15 protein-coding genes are annotated in these 18,607 nt (G+C 47.2%); 3 read left to right on the forward strand and 12 right to left on the reverse strand.

The features are described from left to right. Positions 1–21 precede the first annotated feature (21 nt). Positions 22–834: a YncE family protein gene (locus HQN90_RS08630; RefSeq protein ID WP_173217363.1), complete on the reverse strand. Its 813-nt coding sequence runs from the start codon at positions 832–834 to the stop codon at positions 22–24. Positions 835–987: 153 nt separating this feature from the next. Between HQN90_RS08630 and HQN90_RS08635 the strand changes: the two genes are divergently transcribed. Beyond that, the gene (locus HQN90_RS08635) at positions 988–1,458 is read left to right on the forward strand and encodes a hypothetical protein (RefSeq protein WP_173217364.1); all 471 of its coding nucleotides are present in this window, start codon (positions 988–990) and stop codon (positions 1,456–1,458) included. A 265-nt stretch (positions 1,459–1,723) separates the two neighbouring features. Here the strand turns inward: HQN90_RS08635 and HQN90_RS08640 are convergent, their stop codons facing one another. From HQN90_RS08640 to uvrA, 11 genes are all read right to left on the reverse strand, one after another. Then, entirely contained in the window at positions 1,724–2,548 is an 825-nt protein-coding gene (locus HQN90_RS08640) for an AraC family transcriptional regulator (protein WP_173217365.1), read from the reverse strand. A gap of 24 nt (positions 2,549–2,572) precedes the next feature. Next, positions 2,573–3,097: a GNAT family N-acetyltransferase gene (locus tag HQN90_RS08645; RefSeq protein WP_173217366.1), complete on the reverse strand. Its 525-nt coding sequence runs from the start codon at positions 3,095–3,097 to the stop codon at positions 2,573–2,575. Further along, entirely contained in the window at positions 3,098–4,306 is a 1,209-nt protein-coding gene (locus HQN90_RS08650; RefSeq protein WP_173217367.1) for a Gfo/Idh/MocA family protein, read from the reverse strand. Then, on the reverse strand, positions 4,303–5,154 hold the full coding sequence (locus tag HQN90_RS08655) for a metallophosphoesterase family protein (RefSeq protein ID WP_173217368.1): 852 nt from the start codon (positions 5,152–5,154) through the stop codon (positions 4,303–4,305). The genes HQN90_RS08650 and HQN90_RS08655 overlap by 4 nt, the downstream gene beginning before the upstream one ends. Before the next feature lie 20 nt (positions 5,155–5,174). Next, positions 5,175–6,011 (reverse strand): carbohydrate ABC transporter permease, encoded by an 837-nt coding sequence (locus HQN90_RS08660; protein ID WP_173217449.1) that lies wholly within the window; start codon positions 6,009–6,011, stop codon positions 5,175–5,177. A gap of 102 nt (positions 6,012–6,113) precedes the next feature. Beyond that, the gene (locus tag HQN90_RS08665; protein ID WP_173217369.1) at positions 6,114–7,004 is read right to left on the reverse strand and encodes a carbohydrate ABC transporter permease; all 891 of its coding nucleotides are present in this window, start codon (positions 7,002–7,004) and stop codon (positions 6,114–6,116) included. A gap of 92 nt (positions 7,005–7,096) precedes the next feature. Further along, on the reverse strand, positions 7,097–8,467 hold the full coding sequence (locus HQN90_RS08670; RefSeq protein WP_173217370.1) for an ABC transporter substrate-binding protein: 1,371 nt from the start codon (positions 8,465–8,467) through the stop codon (positions 7,097–7,099). A 225-nt stretch (positions 8,468–8,692) separates the two neighbouring features. Further along, positions 8,693–10,243, reverse strand: coding sequence for a response regulator transcription factor (locus tag HQN90_RS08675; RefSeq protein ID WP_173217371.1), 1,551 nt, complete (start codon positions 10,241–10,243; stop codon positions 8,693–8,695). Further along, on the reverse strand, positions 10,224–12,056 hold the full coding sequence (locus tag HQN90_RS08680; protein WP_173217372.1) for a sensor histidine kinase: 1,833 nt from the start codon (positions 12,054–12,056) through the stop codon (positions 10,224–10,226). The genes HQN90_RS08675 and HQN90_RS08680 overlap by 20 nt, the downstream gene beginning before the upstream one ends. A gap of 1,053 nt (positions 12,057–13,109) precedes the next feature. Then, entirely contained in the window at positions 13,110–14,633 is a 1,524-nt protein-coding gene (locus tag HQN90_RS08685) for an MDR family MFS transporter (RefSeq protein WP_173217373.1), read from the reverse strand. Between the two features lie 100 nt (positions 14,634–14,733). Further along, entirely contained in the window at positions 14,734–17,238 is a 2,505-nt protein-coding gene (uvrA, locus tag HQN90_RS08690; RefSeq protein ID WP_173217374.1) for an excinuclease ABC subunit UvrA, read from the reverse strand. Positions 17,239–17,456: 218 nt separating this feature from the next. Here uvrA and HQN90_RS08695 point away from each other — a divergent pair, with 218 nt between their 5' ends. Continuing rightward, positions 17,457–17,894, forward strand: coding sequence for a MarR family winged helix-turn-helix transcriptional regulator (locus HQN90_RS08695; RefSeq protein ID WP_173217450.1), 438 nt, complete (start codon positions 17,457–17,459; stop codon positions 17,892–17,894). A gap of 267 nt (positions 17,895–18,161) precedes the next feature. After that, complete coding sequence (locus HQN90_RS08700) at positions 18,162–18,593, forward strand: helical membrane plugin domain-containing protein (RefSeq protein ID WP_173217375.1); 432 nt, start codon at positions 18,162–18,164, stop codon at positions 18,591–18,593. The last annotated feature ends 14 nt before the right edge of the window (positions 18,594–18,607 follow it).

Raw genomic sequence — 18,607 nt, forward strand, 5'->3', positions numbered from 1 at the left:
CGATCTGCAGCCTATTTGGCCTTATTCCGCGTAGTGGCGGAAGTTGACACTGATGCGGTTGGAGCCTACATCAAGAATATGCAGCGCTGCGCCATTCGAAGTTGGCAGTACCGCAATACCCTGTGCTACCGTACCGTTGGACAAATTGCGGTTAAATGCAAGCGCTACGGTGCCATTGTCTGGATCAATCGTATAAACAGATTGCGTGCCGTTGTCCGTAGATGCATACAGCTGACCGTTGTACACTTCTGCTCCCTGAATACGATCAATGCTTTGAGTCATTGGAACGGTTTTGATGAAATGCATATCATCAAGGCTGAATACATTCAAGTTGCTGGCATTGCTCCATTGAGCTGTATACACTTGACCGCGTTGAGCGTCAACTGCGACCCAAGGAACGCCACCTGGATGCAGGTTCAACGGGAGTGCATAGGAAGTCCCTGTGTATTGAAGCGTTTGTGCGTCAAAGAGGGCAATGAAAGGATGCTGATAGTTTGAACCGTCTTCAATTGGCGCATAAATTTTACCATTGTAATAGCTGATATCGCCAATGTGATTGCCGCCCTGATTGGAGATTGCCGTAGGAATAGCCAACGCGTTGCGGGCTTGAACCGTTTTGCCGTCAATGCTTGTGCGAAGTAAACCGGTATTCGAATTGAAGATCCAGCCTATCCCATCAGAGGTAACACCTTGTCCGCGTTCCAATGCATCTAGCAGCCAATAAGTTTGGTTGGATACTTGGTGCCATGACGCAGCCGATGCAACACTCGCCAGTGAGCCTAAGAGCAGTGTAGTTGCCGCCAACATGGAGATTTTCTTTACCATTTTCATCATTCATTCCTCCTTAGAATTGTAAACTTAACTCTTCTATAGCTTAAGTCTTTTCCACCATTCCTTATTGAACAAAACGCGTAATTCATTGAACAAAAACGTCGTCATTTGTGTAGCTTTTTTAAAGGTGCATAGTAAGGGGTGCCATAAAGAGAAATGAGAAAGTCCCCTTTTAAAAACAATAGAATGCTTGGATGGATTGGCTGTTTAGCTGTAGCTGTAGTTGTGGTTCTAGCTGTAGTTGTTGTTGTTGTTGTTGTTGTTGTTGTTGTTGTTGTCGTTGTTGTTGTTGTTGTTGTAGCTGTAGCTGTAGCTGTAGCTGTAGTTGTAGTTGTGGTTCTAGCTGTAGCTGTGGTTCTAGCTGTAGCTGTAGTTATAGTTATAGTTATAGTTGTGGTTCTAGCTGTAGCTGTAGCTGTGACTGTGGTATCTGTATCTACACCTGTGATCGAAGCGTTTTCAGGCGCTCCCGCCGAATCAGTACAAATTCACCGGCTAAAATTGAGCATTTTCAGAAATGCCTGCGATAATGCATCTTTTTCTTGCTGGATTCTCGCTCTAACACTGAATGCCTGCGATAATGCATCCTTTTTGAACCGTTTCATGGTTAAAAGAAGAAAAAGCTAAAAAAGCCTGCATTATCGCAGGTTTTCTAGCTTTTTAGTCCTTTTATTCGTAAATTCCTGCATTTTCGCAGGTTTTCACAGTCGGGGTTTGACAGCCGCGATGCGGCGGCGACAACGTGCGCTCAGGATTCGCTAGCGTTGGTTGATCCTAGTACATTGCTCGAAGGACTCTCAGAAAGCCATCTCGATATAGAGAAGGAGCAGGACAGATCGTTCAGCCCCTTCTCTATTTTCAACACTCCGCGACGAACCAACCCACTCCGCTCTCATCGCCTAGAAATGAGCTCATTCGCATACTGCATGGGCGTAATGCCAGTCAATCGCTTAAACAGCCTTGTGAAATGGCCTTGATCGGCAAACCCGGCCTGAATGGCAATAGCTTTCAAGCTTTCTTTGCCATATTGGAGCAGCACCTTGGAGCGTTCCACCCGCAGGCGGATAAAATATTGATGAGGCGTATACCCGGTTTGCTTTTTGAACAGACGGATCAAATGAGGCGAACTCACATTAGCTACCGACGCTAATTCCGTCAGTTCGAGATCTGAATCCAGATGCTCGCGCATGTACTGGATGACTTCTGCTATTTGTTGATGCGTCGATCGGTTAGGAGCTCTATCAAGTGGAGCAATCAAAGCATAATGCTGGAGCAAATGGAGAACTGTCATTGTGGCTAAAGAATCGCGATACAGGGTGCCATGGACACCCCCATTTCTGACCTCCTCCAGCATCCAGCTGCCGAGCTGCCACAGCTTCGCATCCTGCACATAGACTTTGTGCTTAATTTCAATAGCCCCTATCTGACCGTACCCCGACTCATAGGCAATGGTATCGAGGAAGGAAGGAACAATCTGGATAATGAAGAGTGAGAAACCGTGCTGTATCAACCTAGACGGGTAACCGTGTGGACATATATGAAGCTTACCGCTTTCAGGCGTACCATCGGAGCAGCCATAAATCGTAACGACTTGCTTGCTGTCAACCTCTGCATTCGCTTCATCCATATCCATGAAATGGGCAGGAACGCTTTGCCAATAGAAGAAACGTACGTTGTCCCATCCCAGCTTTTCGCTAGAAATGATAGAAAGCTTCAAATTGATCACCTATTTTCAGATCATTCAATGGACGCCAATGAGCTTCAGGATGGGTGTCCACCTCATCTCATGACTCTCATCAAGGTAGATGGGCCGAAATCCGAGCTGCCAGTAGACTTTAATTGCCGCCAGCCGGAAATCGTCGGTTTCGAGAATCGCACGGCTTCGGCCTTCACTTCTCATTCGGTACAGAGCAGCGAGGGTTGCTGCATAGCCAAGACCTAGGCCAGCATACTCGGGCAGCGCTCCCACCATATGCAAATACCCTCTATCATCGCCTGTTTCTTCGGATTCCCATGCTGTTGCCGTAGCCACCGGCTCGCTCCCTTGACAAATAAACTGCACACGCTCCTCTTGAAAATAAGGAAATCCGCCAATTTTGGCCTCAAATGGAACATTTCTTGCAAAAGAACGCGCAATAATATGCTCCCAGACGGCTTCGTCGCCTGAGCGGAAATGGCGGAGACTATAGCCAGGCGGAAGCTCGATCGCTGGCAGAGCGAATAAGCTTGCTTTCTCCATAACAAGTTTCGAAGGTGTTGCCTGCATTCAAGCATCTCCTCGCTTTTTCGCTTTGAAATCCGGAAAAAACATTGTTTTCCCGCCTGCTGCCGCCGATTCCATCGAAAGCGCAAACACCGAGCTCCATATCGCCGCGTCGTACACATCGACTTTTGGTGACCGCTGCTCCCTAATAGCAGCAGCAAATTCCACGAAGACGAGAAAGTCACCTCCGCCGTGTCTGAAATTAGCCGCCTCATGGCCCCACTCCTGCCAGAGCGGATGATCGAACTGAGGCTGGTAACGACTAAGCGGCTCCCACTGGTCCGTTCGGTCATCATGTTCTTTGGGAGATAGGTTGGCCAACCAAATCCAATCCTCTTCCCGTTCATGACGGCCTGATGCATACGCTCCGGCTGTTCCCTGCACGATATAATGGGTCGGGTTGGGAGGTCTAGCAGATGTCCAGTCTACCCGCAACGTGATTAATACCCCGCGCTCTGACTGGACAATCACCACCGATGAATCCCCTTGCTGCCAGTAGCCTTGCTGCGCGGCAGGATGCTGGCTGCCAAACTGCTCATGGAAATAATTTCGAAGTGATCTTGAAGGCGAGTTGAAAGCCGTCAAACATTTCAGCTGATCTCCATCCGGCTTATTCGTTCCCAGCCAATGTGCCAGCGGGCCAAGGGAATGCGTTGGATAATTCATGCCGTTGAAATCGCGATGCAGCTGCCCCCGCCATGTAAGCGAGCCATCCGCTTGTGCAGTGAGATGACGACAATCGTGAAGATACGCGCCTTCCATATACGTAATTTCGCCTAAGCACCCTAGATCGATTAAATGACCAACGGTTAAAACCGAGCGGGAAAAGCAGTAATTTTCGGCCATCATGTAGCAAAGACCTGTTCGCTGAGCGGTCTCCACTAGTTCCCAAGCCTCATCCACTGTCTGAATCGCCGGAACTTCGCTAAGCACATGTTTCCCCGCCAGCAAAGCCTCTACAGATTGCCGCGCATGGAAAGGCATTGGACTGGCGATATAAATGGCTTCGATGAGCTCGTCTTGAAGCATATGCTGATAGTCGCGATACGTCGCAACACCTGGATATTGAAGCTTCCACGCCGCTAAGACATCTTCGTTCACATCGCAAATCGCTGTCAATTGGATTTCCGAAGCTAGTACTTGAAGGGCTCGCTCCAACCGTCCCCCTCGATTACCTCCCACGATTGCAAGGCGCAGTGGCGAAGTTCTCATCCCTTGCTCCCTCCAAACGAGGAATGGAAATAAGCGCAAACGCGGGTTGAGAACTCATCTCCCTCCGCAGACGGGAAGGGCTCGAAATAAGGCATATGCCGGCTTAAGAAATACGCCCATTCGAGCATACTCTCGTCCTCCAGCCTAATTAGGTCGACGCTAACTTGTCCACTCTCCACCGTAATTAGACGGAAAGCGGGAATATCCAGCATCGCGGCCGTCTGAACGAAATACCAGTTGCACTCATTGACAATCGAATTGGTATGATTATGGCCATTGAAATAAAAGCCAATTCCGGTATGCTTGTTTAGAATTTGCCGCAATTCAACCGTCTCGTGCAGCGACATCATCGCTTCTTTGGATCTAGCCGTTGTCCCATAGATCGGATGATGGGCGAACACGAGCATTGGTTTATCGGAATGATCACGCACAACGGTTTCCAGCCATGCCAGCTGTTCATCCTCCATAAACCCGCTCCAATCCGTCACGATTTCACGCGCTGTATCCAGCATGACGATTGTCGCTTCCTCTGTCTTGATGAGGCCATAGGGCTCTCTTCCCGTTGCCGCTAGCACATCCGCCTTAGCATGTGTGTACGTATCATGATTGCCCATGATATGAATGAATCGAACTCGGCTCCCATAGCTTTTAACTTTACTGAAAATATAATCAAATTCTGCAAGCTCTCCAACATTGGTCAAATCTCCAATAGAGATATGATAATCGGCTTCTGTCTCGAGAAATGCAGATAAGACATGTTCAAAAAAAGCGTCGCGTGCTTTCACCACCTCAGGGCGGTTAATGACCATGGACGGATAATGTAAATCCCCAATCATCGCAATTTTCATCCGCAAAAACCTCCGATCCTCTACCCTTTAATGCCTGAATGCATGAAGCTGGAAATAAATTGTCGCTGAAAAAATAGGAAGCCAATAAAAATCGGCGCTACGACCAGAAGTGTAGCCGCGCATACTTCCGTCCACTGGCCGCCAGACTCCGTGGATTTGGCGAAAAGCGCCAAACCAACCGTAAGCGGGCGATTTTCCACAGAATTGGTCACAATGAGCGGCCACAAGAAATTATTCCAGTGGTAGCTGAAGGACACAACTGCGAAGGATAAGTAAACGGGCCGAGACAACGGTACGTAAATGCGCCACAGCAGCCCCAGACGTGAACATCCTTCCACACGAGCCGCTTCCTCCAGCTCATAAGGCAGCTGCTTGAAGGCTTGACGAAGCAAAAAGATCCCAAATGAAGAAGCAAAATAAGGAAGCATAACTCCCAGTTTCGTATCCAGGAGGCCAAGCTCTTTGAGCACGTGATAATTGGAGAAAATAAGCACATCCGGCGGTACCATAATCTGTACCAAGAAGAGCATGAACACGAGGTCTCGACCTGCAAATCGGACTCTCGCGAAGGCATACGCAGCCAGCGTTAAACTAAACAGCTGCACACACAGCACACTGCCAGTAAGGATGATCGTATTCAGATAGTAATGGCCAAACGGAGCTCCCTGCCATACCGTAATGAAATTGTCCAATGTCCATTCCCATGTGAAATGGAAGCCTAATGCAGCTTCCTTCGGGCGGAAGGCTGTCCACACCACCCACACCATTGGAATGAGCCATAGCAAGCCAAGTATATACATACAAGCATGCCATAGCGACTGTGCCACTAAGCGGCCAATGCTTGAAGGGAACTGCATTCCAAGCAGGATTCGCTTGCGGCTTTTCACAACTTGATGCCCAAGCTGCGCCTCAATTTGATTCATGCCATCCCTCCTATTCAGGCTTTGTCCAAACCCAGCTTAGTCATAATGAATTTTGCGATCCCAGCCAAAAAATTGCAGCGAGGATACGATCAGCAGAAGAACGACAAGCACCATCGTCATCGCCGCACCCATGCCTTGGTCGTAGTAGCTAAATGCCGTTTCATAGATGTAATAAAGGAGCAGACTGCTGGCGTTGTCAGGTCCTCCTTTGGTCATGATCCATAAATGATCGACCAGCTTGAAGGCATTCGTCACGGCCACAACGGCCACGAAGAGTGTTGTTGGCATTGTTAGCGGGATCGTGATGCGTCCAAGCACTTTCCACATGCCAACGCCATCCACAGAAGCAGATTCGTACAAATCTTTGGGGATCTGCTGCAAAGCGGCTAAGTAGAAAATCATGAAATAGCCTGCTTCCTTCCAAATGATCATGACGATCAGCGCAGCCATTACCGTTTTGGGTTGGCCGAGTAAGCTAACCTCTTGTTGACTGAACCAGGAGGCCACGTGAGCAAGCAAGCCAAATTTAGGCGTGTATAAGAATAGCCAAATATTTGCTACAGCAATCATAGGGATCATATTCGGATAAAAATAGGCAACTCTCATCAAACCCTTGCCACGGATGGCTTTATCAGCGAATAAGGCCATGACAAAGGCAAGTGCCATCGAAGTGGGCACCGTTCCAAGGGCAAACCAGACATTGTTGATGAACACTTTCACGAACACGGGATCTTCCAGCAGCCCAGCATAGTTGCCAAACCCGTTAAATACAGGCACAGGCGTCGCCAAGTCCAGCCGGAACAAACTTAGCCATATCGTCTTCAAGATCGGATAGTAGGTGAATACACCGAGGATAAGCAGCGAGGGCAGCAGCAATCCCCAACCCCAGCTGTTCCGCTTCAGCCGTTCACTCCAAATGGAATTCATAGGATGATTCTCCTTCTGTGAATAAAGCCCCACCGGACAAGCAGGTAAGCTCGCAAGTCCGATGGACTGCCTGATTCGCAAACCTTCGTTGTTTACTTATTGAATGGTGCAAGAGCGCGTTCGGCTTCTTCTTGCGCTTTCTTCAATGCTCCTGCGGGATCAATAGTTCCAGACAGCACAGCTTGAATTTGATTCGTCAGCGCTGTCGATACTTTACCGTGATTATGCGTAGACATTTCTGCGTGCGCATATTCAAGCTGATCGCGGGCTACGAGCGCCTGCGGGAAGCTGGCTGCGTATTTTTTCATCGTTTCGGTATCAAAAGCCGATTTGCGAACTCCAACATATCCCGTTCCTACGCTAAACTGCGCAGCTTGCTCCGGTTCTGTCATGAATTTGACGAATTCCCACGCGGCCGCTTGTTTCTTCGGCTCCGTGTCTTTGAAGATATACATGTTGCCGCCGCCGGTTGGTGAACCAAATTGTTTCTTCATTGGCGGGAAGGCGACACCGAAATCGAATTTTGCGTTATTTTTTACATTGGTGAGATTTCCGCTTGTATGTACCATCATCGCTGTTTTGCCTTGGATGAAGTCGGTTGGTACTGTAGCCCAATCAATAATGCCTTCCGCCATAACCTTATGCTTGCGCGAAAGATCCAACCAGAATTGAAGTGCTTCGACGTTCTCAGGCTGGTCGAACATCACTTTTTTACCGTCCGAAGACATCAAGTTTACTTTAGGGTCCGTGTGATTCTGAAGCGCGAATAGTTGAAGCATCCAGTAGGAATCATCATTGCCCGGAATTTCCAAGCCTGCATGTCCATCTCTCTTCAGCTTCTTGGCGTATTCGATCAGATCGTCCCAAGTTTTCGGCGGTTTCTCTGGATCGAGTCCGGCTTCTTTGAACATTTCCTTGTTATAGTACAAAACGATAGTACTGCGTTGGAACGGAATACTGTAGGTTTTGCCGCCTGTTTGCGTATCTTCAACAAATGCGGGGTAGAAATCCTTAATATTGATGCTGGGATCTTTCGCAATGAAATCATCCAACGGAATAATGGCGTTAGAGTCTAGCATGGAATAAAGCTCCGTTGACATCATGACAGCCACATCTGGCGGCTGCTTCGCTTGAATGCCAGATTGGATTTTGATCGTGTTGTCTCCATAGTTGCCGGTATAAACAGGCTTCACTTTGATGTTCGGATGAGACTCCATGAATTTGTTCGTCATTCCGTCGATCACCTTCATGACCGGACCGCCTACGTTCACTGGGTAATAGAAGGTCAGTTCCACCGGCTCATTCGTTGCCTTGGCGCTCTCGGCTGGTGTTGTTGATGCAGAAGAAGCTGGTGAAGAAGGATTGGGACTCGCTGTTGTGCCTTTGGTACTCGTTTGACCGCAGCCTGCTAGAAGTGTCATCCCGACAGTTGGCAGCAGCAGCCATTTCAAGTGCTTTTGCATGGGTTGGTTCTCTCCTTTTTCTTGTTTACATAGGCTTGATTGCACCCTTCTCGTTTAGTATAGAAGCTGTTCTGGTAGTTGGACATGACCGGCTTTGACTGATTATTTATCTACTTGTGAATCGGAGGCTTGATGACGAGGAATTGTATCGCTTTGTTAAAGAGCACGTAAACCACTTCGAGCTTTGCCCTGCGAACTTATCATTTTTTGCCAAACATTTATCAGCTACTCCTGGTAACGCGAAGGAGAAACACCTCTTACTTTTTTGAACATGCGGGTAAATGAGCTCAAATTTTGATAGCCAAGCTTCTCGGAAATTAGCGTGAGCGGCAAACCGCTCTTCATCAGCGCCATAGCAGCTTCTGTCTTCTCATAGAGGACATAATCGGTGAAGCTGGAATCTGTCACTTCTTTGAACATGCGGCTCAAATGCGAGTTATTCATATGAAACGTGTCCGCTATATCCTGAAGGGAGAATTCTCGGTGCATGTTGGACTTGATATACTGCTTAATTAATAGAATGAGCTTCGATTTGTCATCTTGCGCATAACAATCCGCCACAGCCTTCTCCGCACTGTGTACTTCTTCCAGCATAAGCTCTGACAGTTCCTCTAGCCGGCTGGCCGCATAGATCCGATCCACCAGCTGATGATTCGTTGATATGGAAGCGGTCGTGATTTCTTCGCAGGCCGACCATAGACGAAAGAGCATTTCTGTCATCATATTTTTGACAATATGCGGATGTAGAAATGGCGGCTCAATTAGCGCCTTGCAAAGTGCTTCAAATTGCGGGTTGATGTCAGCAAACTGAAGCGCTCCAATTCGCTCGTAGATGTCTTTTTTCATCTTTTGAATAGGCTCTGTGAGCGTATCGCGAATCAATCGGTCACTCTCCCTAACGATGCGGCCGCTGTGATGATAGAAATCAAGCTGAAGAAGCTCGGCTGCCTGAAGAGCATAAACACGCCAATCATACGGGTCGTCAAAAGTGGAACTGATCGCAATGGTGATCGTGATGCCCAGCTTGTCCTGCATCGCTTCCTTCCACCTTTGAGCTTCACTTGCAGGAGGATTTTCCGCTATGATCAGGTGCAGCTTGCTTTTGGCCGCATCCTCGACTGCGCCTATATAACGGCTTCCCAAGTGCTGGATAGCCAGCTGCTCCAGGTCCGCGTCACTGCTCGGCCAGATCCCCCTAGCGGCCACATGCCGTTCTGGTTGAATGACCCAGGCTTGATAGTTTGCCGCTTGAAGAAGCGAAGCAAATTCTTGGAGCTGTACGTCTGATCGCTCGGGCTGGGATTTAGGCAGTACCCCATCGAGCCAGCTTTGGAGGAACCTTTTTTTACGCTGAGCCTTGTCGGCATCGGTTGAACCGGATTCGCTGCCTGCATGTCGCTTGAGGAGCAATTCGACGGAAATATTTTGCAATATATCGCATAATTCCTTCATATCCAGCGTCGATTTCAACAAGAAATCGGTCACTTGCAGTTGAATAGCGCTTCGTGCATATTTGATATCCTGCTGACAGGTTAAAATGATAAATTTGGTATCTTCCCGGTGTTTTTTGGCAAATTGAATAAACCGCAACCCGTCCATTTTGGGCAGCTCAATGTCTACCAGCACGATATCGGGAAGATGCCGTACGAACATTTCGTAAGCTTCCGAACCATCGCTGGCCTCACAGACAAGCTCCATGCCCAGCGTTGACCAAGGGACCGCCTTTTTTAAACCCAGACGCACTAATACTTCATCCTCAACAATCATGACCTTCATAATAGCCACCTGCTTTCTCTTCCATAATGAGCAAAGGCAATATAATTTCAATTTGCGTACCTTCGCCAAGTCGACTATGAACTTGAATACCATAGGCGCCGCCATATTCCAATGAAATTCTTTGCTGTAAATTACGCAAGCTGATGCCCGAAGTAGGCCCCATCCCATCCCTATCTGGCTCCTTCGCTTCCAGCAGCGTCCGCAGTGTTGCCGGCTCAATGCCATTTCCGTTATCTTCGATCCAAATACGAAGTCCCTCCTCACACGCATGGATGCGAAGGTTAAGCCACGGCTTACGGTCAAATGGCGTACAGAAGCCGTGTGTAATCGCATTTTCGAGCAAAGGTTGGAATGTGAATTTGGGGATGCGGGCATGCAGCACTTGCTGGTCAATTTCCAAATTCAGGTCTATCCGCTTCATAGAGCGAATTTCCTGAAACCGGATATATTGGAGGGCATACTCCTTCTCCTCTTCAACTTTACTGAACAGCGTATTTGAGTTTTTTAACGTGTAATCCAGCATGCGGGTTAGTGCAAGAATCGCGTCAGCCATCGTTGCATTTCCATGCAGAACGGCCATAAAGCGCAGTGCGTTCAGCGAGTTGTGCCAGAAATGCGGCCGCATCTGCTCCTGCAGCACATGTAATTCTAATCTTCGCTTCTCGCTCTCTACCTCTTTGAGCGTTTGCATCTGCTGCTGAATTTGCTCGAAGAAGCGATAAATGCCAGCATGCAAAGTCTCAAGTTCCTTAAACCCCTTATAAGCAAACCTCTCTGGGGACTCGCCCTCTCCCGCTGTTCGCACAATACGAGACATTCGCTGAAGTGGGAGCAGCAGTTTCGTATAAAGAATGTAGCCAAAAGTAAGGATAAGCAGCACGGAAAAAGCCGTCGTAATGGCTGTCGTCTGCCACACACTAATGCTCTCCGCATGCAGCGACTCCATAGGAATAATGGACAGCACCTCCCATGTTGTTGAAGGAATCTGCTTGTAAATAAAATAACAGTCCTGACCAGCAATTTTTAATTTGCCCGAGCCTGCGGCATTCCCGTTTCTCCCAATCAGCTCATCTAGCTGTTTGCTGTCCATGGATTCGAGATAAGCAGAAACTTCTGAAGAAGGCTGCGAATTTGCAAAAAGCACTTTCCCTTCCGGCGACAAGATGAAAACAGCATTCAAAGGGTTAATTCTTACCGTATCCAGCAGCGTTTCGATCGCAGACCCATTCATTTTAATCGTAAGCGTTCCAAGCGAATGGTCATCCTGGGTCATGTTTTTACTGACATATAAGGCTTGAGGAAAGGAGCTGTAATGAAAATCGGGGGCTACGTCGGAGCGAATGAAGCTGTTGTCCAAATACAACCGAGTCCCGTACCAAGGGAATGAGGCCATCGTGGATTTGAACCGTTCCTCTTCTTCTTGATCAATTGGCGGGTAGGCAAACACGCGGTTTTGATCCGTAAGAATCTGAATATATAAAGGAAGGCGCAGCCGGAAGTAGCTCAAATAACCTTCGATCACGTCTTTGGGAACATCGTGGTTGTCTTGAATTCTACGCGTCAAATCGGTCTTTACCGATAACGTGCGGGCAAAATCATCAATATAATTCAAATAGTTAATAAGATTGACGGAAAGGGAGTCCATTTTATCAAATATGATCTGATTGTATTGCTTTTGAATCGTCGTCGTGGATTGTTTGCTGATAATCAATCCTTGAAAAGCGATTAGAAACAGCACGCTATAGGAGACAAGAACAAAAAGGAGCATTTTCCAGCCGCTCAATAGACTTCTGATTTTTTCTTTGTACAGCATGTATCCATTCTCCTCGAGCATTCTACTTTTATATGACACATTATAGTCTGTAGGGATGTTCAGAAGGTTAAAAGAAGTGTGTATTTTATGTAAATGAGATGGGAATGCGGTATTGTGAAATAAGAAAAAGCCCCGCTTCGGCAGGAGGGCACAGAAAAAGGCAGTCTCCTCCCTTATGGAAGCTGAGACTGCTCAAAAGAGACTGTCGAATAACTTTAGAAGATTTGCCCTGTAATCGATTTTTATGTGTGGGTTCAAACAAAAAAAAAAATCGATTACAATCGATCTGAGAGACAGTTAGTCTGTTCAATACGCAATTTTGGACCCCCTAAAATAGTTATTCGACAGTCTCGAAAAGGCAGTCTCAGTATGATGTTGCATCTTTCTCAGGATTGGCATGCATTCACAAGGAGCAATTGCTATATTCACTGTGAATCTCAATGTTATCAAAGTAGAAAACATGATGAAAAGCATAACACATTTGCGGCCTCTAGGAAGGCAGATTTTGCATTTCACTGGATAAACTCCAGTCAAAGTAGCATTTCTTCTGAAGCAAACCTTGTCTGCAGAACCTGAATTCCTGAGATTGCTCATCTTTTGATGACTTTGAAGCAACTGCAGGATCAAATACCTGCAAATATGCATCTTTTTTGCTCAGAATCTACCTGCAAAACCTGAATTCCTGCAAATATGCATCTTTTGTTAGATTTTTTCTAGTTTTAGGAAGAATAATCGATAAATTCCTGCATAATTGCAGGTTTTTTCATTTTTTTAACGATTTTGTTGAAAAAGCCTGCACTTTTGCAGTTTTACTCTGATAACACTGGAGTAATTCCAGTGTTATCTTGAATTTGGCAACAGGGTTGGGGCAGTTAAATAGGCAGTTGCAGTTACGGTTAGACGGTACCAGTTGGAGCCTCTAAAACAGATGAGGCTGCCTCGCAGTCATTTTCGACTTTGAGACAGCCTCTTTACCTACTTTAGTCCAATTTCACAAAATCAAAACAAACGTTTCTCAGTAGCCCGCTTGAGCTGCGGGACTCCCTTTGCTTCTTAATGGCCGGCCGAATATTCTTCCATTTGGGCAGCCGGGTCTAATTTTTCTTTGCTCATGAACAATGCCGCAAGCAGCGCAACGGCAGCCGGGATAATCGCCCAAGCAAAGGTATGAACGATGGATGAGGAAAGCGCATCGGTGATCTTATCAAGAATTTGCGCAGGAATTTTGTCCCGTGTTTCGGGAGTCAGAATTTTACGTGGATCGCTTAGATCGAAGCCTTGCGGCATCTGCCCGCCACCACCGAACGCTGAAGTCAATTTACTTGTAAAGGTGTGACTTTGAATAATACCGAATACGGTAATACCCAGCGTCATTCCCATGGACCGCAAGAAGTTAAGCGTGGAGCTCGCAGAGCCGCGCTGCCTTGCCGAGAAGCCATGTATCGCTGCGTTGCTTAGAACGGAGAACGATGAGCCTATCCCCAAACCAATTAGAATCATGAAGATCGTAACGATGAAGCGTGTAGAGCCTGTCGTTAATGTCGTGAGCAGCGCTATGCCGATGACAAGCAGCGCCAAAGTTGGAATCATGATCGAACGATATTTGAACTTCGTCAGCATGGCGCCGCCACCCGCGGCAGTAACCACGGATCCGAGCATCATCGGAAGCAGCACGAGACCCGAATTAGTTGCTGATCCGCCAAGAACACCTTGGATGAAGATTGGGATGTAGATGGAGGCCGTAATGAACGCTGCACTGCTGAACATAGCCATGACATTGCTCGTGGTATAGAGACGATTCTTAAACATGCCAAAGGTAATGATCGGTTCTTGTGCACGACGCTCGACGAATACAAAACCAATGACAAGCACCACAAAAGCAGCAAACAACCCAATAATCACGCCGGAATTCCAAGCATATTGCTTGCCGCCAAGCTCAAGAGCGAACATGAGGCAAACGATTGAAGCTACGAGCGTAAAAGCGCCAAGGTAATCAATTTTTTGCTTGGAATGCTCAACAGACTCTTTGTAAAAAAAGGCGATCAGAATGAATGCCAGTAATCCCAAAGGCAAGTTGATATAGAAAATCCAAGACCAATTGATATAATCTGTCAAATAGGCACCCAGAAGCGGCCCGAAAATACTGGAGAGACCAAATACAGCGCCGAATAATCCGCCTAATTTGCCGCGTTTATCCGGAGGAACAACATCAAACATGATCGTAAATGCAATTGGCATAAGCGCCCCGCCGCCAATCCCTTGAATAGCACGATAAATACTGAGCTGTATAATCGTATCAGCCGTACCGCATAAGGCAGACCCGATCATAAATACAATAAGACCAAAAACGAAGAACCTTTTGCGGCCATACATATCCGATAATTTACCGAAAATCGGCATACCGGCCATCTCTGCTACCAGATAAGCAGAAGTTACCCACATTAATTTGTCAAAACCGCCCAACTCTCCGACAATTGTACCGATTGCGGTGGCTACGATCGTGTTATCCATCGAAGCCATCAGAATTGCCAGCAGCAAGCCTGCTAAGATAACGCTCATTTTATTTCCTTTTGCCATCTCACTTGTTCCCTCCACACTATCCATCTGCCATATCAATTACTATTTCTCACAAGATCAACACTCATTCCTTACGAACGAAATCAATCTCAATATATGTTTAGAGCCCCTCAGCCAGAATCCGTTTTAAAAACATACCCGTGTAAGAAGCGGCCACTTCGGCGACCTGTTCTGGAGTGCCTTCGGCTACAAGCTTCCCACCGGCTGCGCCTCCTTCTGGTCCGATATCAATGACCCAATCGGATTCTCTGATCAGCTCCAAACTATGTTCCACAACCACAACGGTATTTCCTGTATCCACCAGCTTATCCAGTAAAACTTGCAACCTTAAGATGTCAGTCGGATGCAAGCCGGTTGTTGGCTCATCCAACAGATAAAGCGTATGATTCTTGGACGGCTTGCTCAGCTCTTTGGCCAGCCTGATTCGTTGTCCCTCGCCGCCGGATAAGGTTTTGACCGATTGCCCCCATTGGAGATAGCCAAGTCCAACCTCGCACAGCATTTCGATAATGCCAGCCATTTTGGCTTCTGTCATGAGGATTGGCAAACTTTCTTGTATCGACATGTTCAGTATATCGGAGATCGAGTAACCTTTGTACTGAACCTGCAAGACCTCATCTGTAAATCTTCTGCCCTTGCAATCGTGGCACTTCACTTCGAGGTCAGGCAAGAAATTCATGTCGACGGAAAGCACGCCAAGCCCTTGGCAAGTCTCGCAACGGCCGCCTGGCGTATTGAATGAGAAATGCTTGGTTGTCAGTTTTCTTGCCTTCGCTTCTGGCAAACCTGCGTACAAGGTACGTATTTGGGTAAATACGTCGGTATAGGTTGCAACATTTGATCGTTGAACTCTGCCCATTGGCGATTGATCGAAGATCACAATATTTCCGACATGCTCCAAGCCCGTAATTTCCTTGCAGCCTATCGGTGCTTTTTCTTTGGAATTTCCTTGCGCCAGAATATCGAATACAAGCGTAGATTTGCCTGAGCCCGAAACTCCAGTTACGGACACTAATCGTCCAAGTGGGAAGGAAACTGACGGAATATCTATATTACGAGCATGTGCTTCACGTATCGTGATGGATTTGCCGTTCCCTTTTCTGCGTGTGCGCATGACTGTCGGGAGACTCTCTTCTCGCAGATAGGCACCTGTAACCGAAAGCTCGCTGGCCATCAAGTCTTCGACACTTCCTTCGCCTACTACTGTTCCGCCGTGCAATCCAGCACCTGGACCGATATCAATGATATGATCTGCAGCCCGCATCATTTCAATATCATGTTCAATAACGAGCACCGTATTGCCTAGATCGCGAAGCTGCTGAAGTACACGAATGAGTCCTACTGTGTCCCGCGGATGTAGTCCTGTTGTGGGTTCATCCAAGATATACAACACACCGGTTAAGCCTGAACCTAGCAGCGAGGCGAGTCTCAGCCGTTGGGCTTCGCCCCCGGACAAGGTTACCGTCTGCCGATTCATCGAAAGATAACCGAGTCCGACATCGATAATCCGCTGCAAACGCGTGGGCATATCATGAAGGATCGGCTCCAACAGATGCTGCCCTTCAGCGGGCAACGTCGCCGTCAAGCCTTGGGTCCACTCGAATACTTCGCCAAGCGACCATTCCGACACATCGGTGATCGAAGCGTCAGCGACTCGAACAAGACGAACTTCTTTTTTCAAGAGAGCTCCGCGGCATTCGGGACACTGCTGTTCATGAAAAAAGCCACCCTCTTTTTCTTGACCGGCAGACTCTCCTTCTTTCTCCTTGTAACGGCGCCACAAGCCGGGAATCACGCCCTCAAACTTAGTTCCTTGGACTGGCTTCACATTCGGATAATGACGTTTAAATGCCTCACTTTCAACTCCGTAATAAAGGATATCACGCTGAATCTCATTGTAATCTTTCAATGGCAGATCCAGATCAAAGTCAAAGCCGTAATGCTTGCCGGCCGCGACCAAAATCCGCATCTGAATATCGCGATGAACGCCACTCAGCGATGCTACGCCGCCGCCGCGCAAAGTGAGTTCTGAATTGAAAACAGCCGCTTCATTAATACTTGCCACATGACCAAGACCGCTGCACGCTTCACAAGCCCCCTCGGGCTTATTGAATGAAAAGTGTGACATGCCCAGCTTCTCAAGTTCAACTCCGCAATGCGGACAGTCTACTGTCTTATGATCCATTCCCTCGTCTTCATCTGCCAATAGACCGGCAGGCTCAAATGAAGGCGGTATTCTGCCGCTGCAGGAAGGGCATATCCGCTCTCCCAATCTAGCAAAGATAAACCGAACAAACGTGTAGATGTCTGTTACCGTCCCCACTGTTGAACGCGGATTGCGATTCGTAATATGCTGCCCAACACTGATGGACGGAGACAACCCTTCAATGGACTCCACCTTGGGCTTACGAATGGAATCGGACGTCAAGCCCATGGAGTCCAAATACTGTCTCTGACATTCCCTCTGAAGAGTATCCATGGCCAGCGTCGATTTGCCTGATCCTGACGGACCAGTTAGCACAACCAACTTATACTTTGGAATTGAAAGTGAGATATTTTTCAGGTTATTTTCCCGTGCACCGACAATAAAAATCGTGTCTTTCACATAAATCCCCCTCACTGTGAAGTCGCTATATGTTTCAAACTGCAGCAATCAAAACCCTTTGCAAAATCGTCATGGTTCCTATAAAATGAATCTCAATAATACCTCGTCTATCAAATATCTCGATAATCAAGATATAAACATCATAAAAGGAGGTTTGTCATTTGTCAAGACATCAACAAGCTCCAATCACAGATCCCAAAGAACAGTTCATCTCCTATATGCGTGGACTCGGAACCCGAACGGTTTTATACCAGCATGGCGTTGCCAGCACTCTTGGGTTATACAATCAAGACTACTTATCTGTGGATATCCTTCGTGAGAAAGGTCCCATCACCGCGGGAGAACTCTCCAAATTAACCGGACTTGCTACGGGAAGCACGACGGCTTTAATAGATCGCCTCGAAAAAATCGGTTATGTTCGCCGGCAAAATGATCCCCATGACCGTCGCAAAGTGATTATTGTCCCTGCGTATGAGCATAAAGCGGAAGTTAGCCATACGTACCACCCTCTTCACACCGCAATGCTTGAACTTGCTTCCTCCTATACAGATGAAGAGCTTGCCCTCATCACGAAGTTTTTAGACAAAGCGAGCACCGTCCTAGAAGAGCAAATTTATCATCTCCATGCCGCTTCCCAGAGCAAAACTTCTTCCTGAAATTGAAAAAGCAAATGTCAAGACCTATCTTTTGCAAATTCTTCGCTCAGAATCGCATTATGTTCACCAATTTGAAATATTTTCATTTTTAAAAATAGTGTCAAAAGGTGTAGAATATCTAGATACGGTTTAAATCCAATTGTGTCGATGTTGATGGGCATTTTCACTTGTGAAATATCTTACAACCATTTGGGAAACGAAATAGTTGTCCCGTACACATTGCGACAGTACCCGATTTTTTTTCAACGCAAAGGAGGATTTTTTCTTATGTCACAGACACCTGCTGTTCAAGAAGTAGCAGCAACACTTGCTGCGGAACCAAGATCGCTAGACGTACTAGACCAATTGCTGAAGCCTGAGGTGCAGCAATCCCTGACTGTTCTTGTCGAAAATCTGCCTAAATTGGCAGAAATGGTTACGATGTTAACGAAAGCTTACGACTTCGCACAAAGCGTCGCTACGGACAAAGTTTTGATCAACGATTTTGCCCAAGGTATTGGCGAATTCGTCAAACCGGTACAAGAAAGAGCAAAAGACATTGCATCAGCAGCGATTGAAGCTGGCGAACGTTCCCAAGCTGAGGCTGGAACAACGATTGGTCTTTTCGGTATGCTCAAAATGCTGAAGGATCCTGAAGTGCAGAAGACACTTCGTTTTGCTCAATCATTCTTGAATGTACTTTCGGAACGGAAACATTAATACGAACAAGGGGT

It is taken from the genome of Paenibacillus alba (assembly GCF_013204855.1).
GTDB classification, from domain to species: Bacteria; Bacillota; Bacilli; order Paenibacillales; family NBRC-103111; genus Paenibacillus_E; species Paenibacillus_E alba.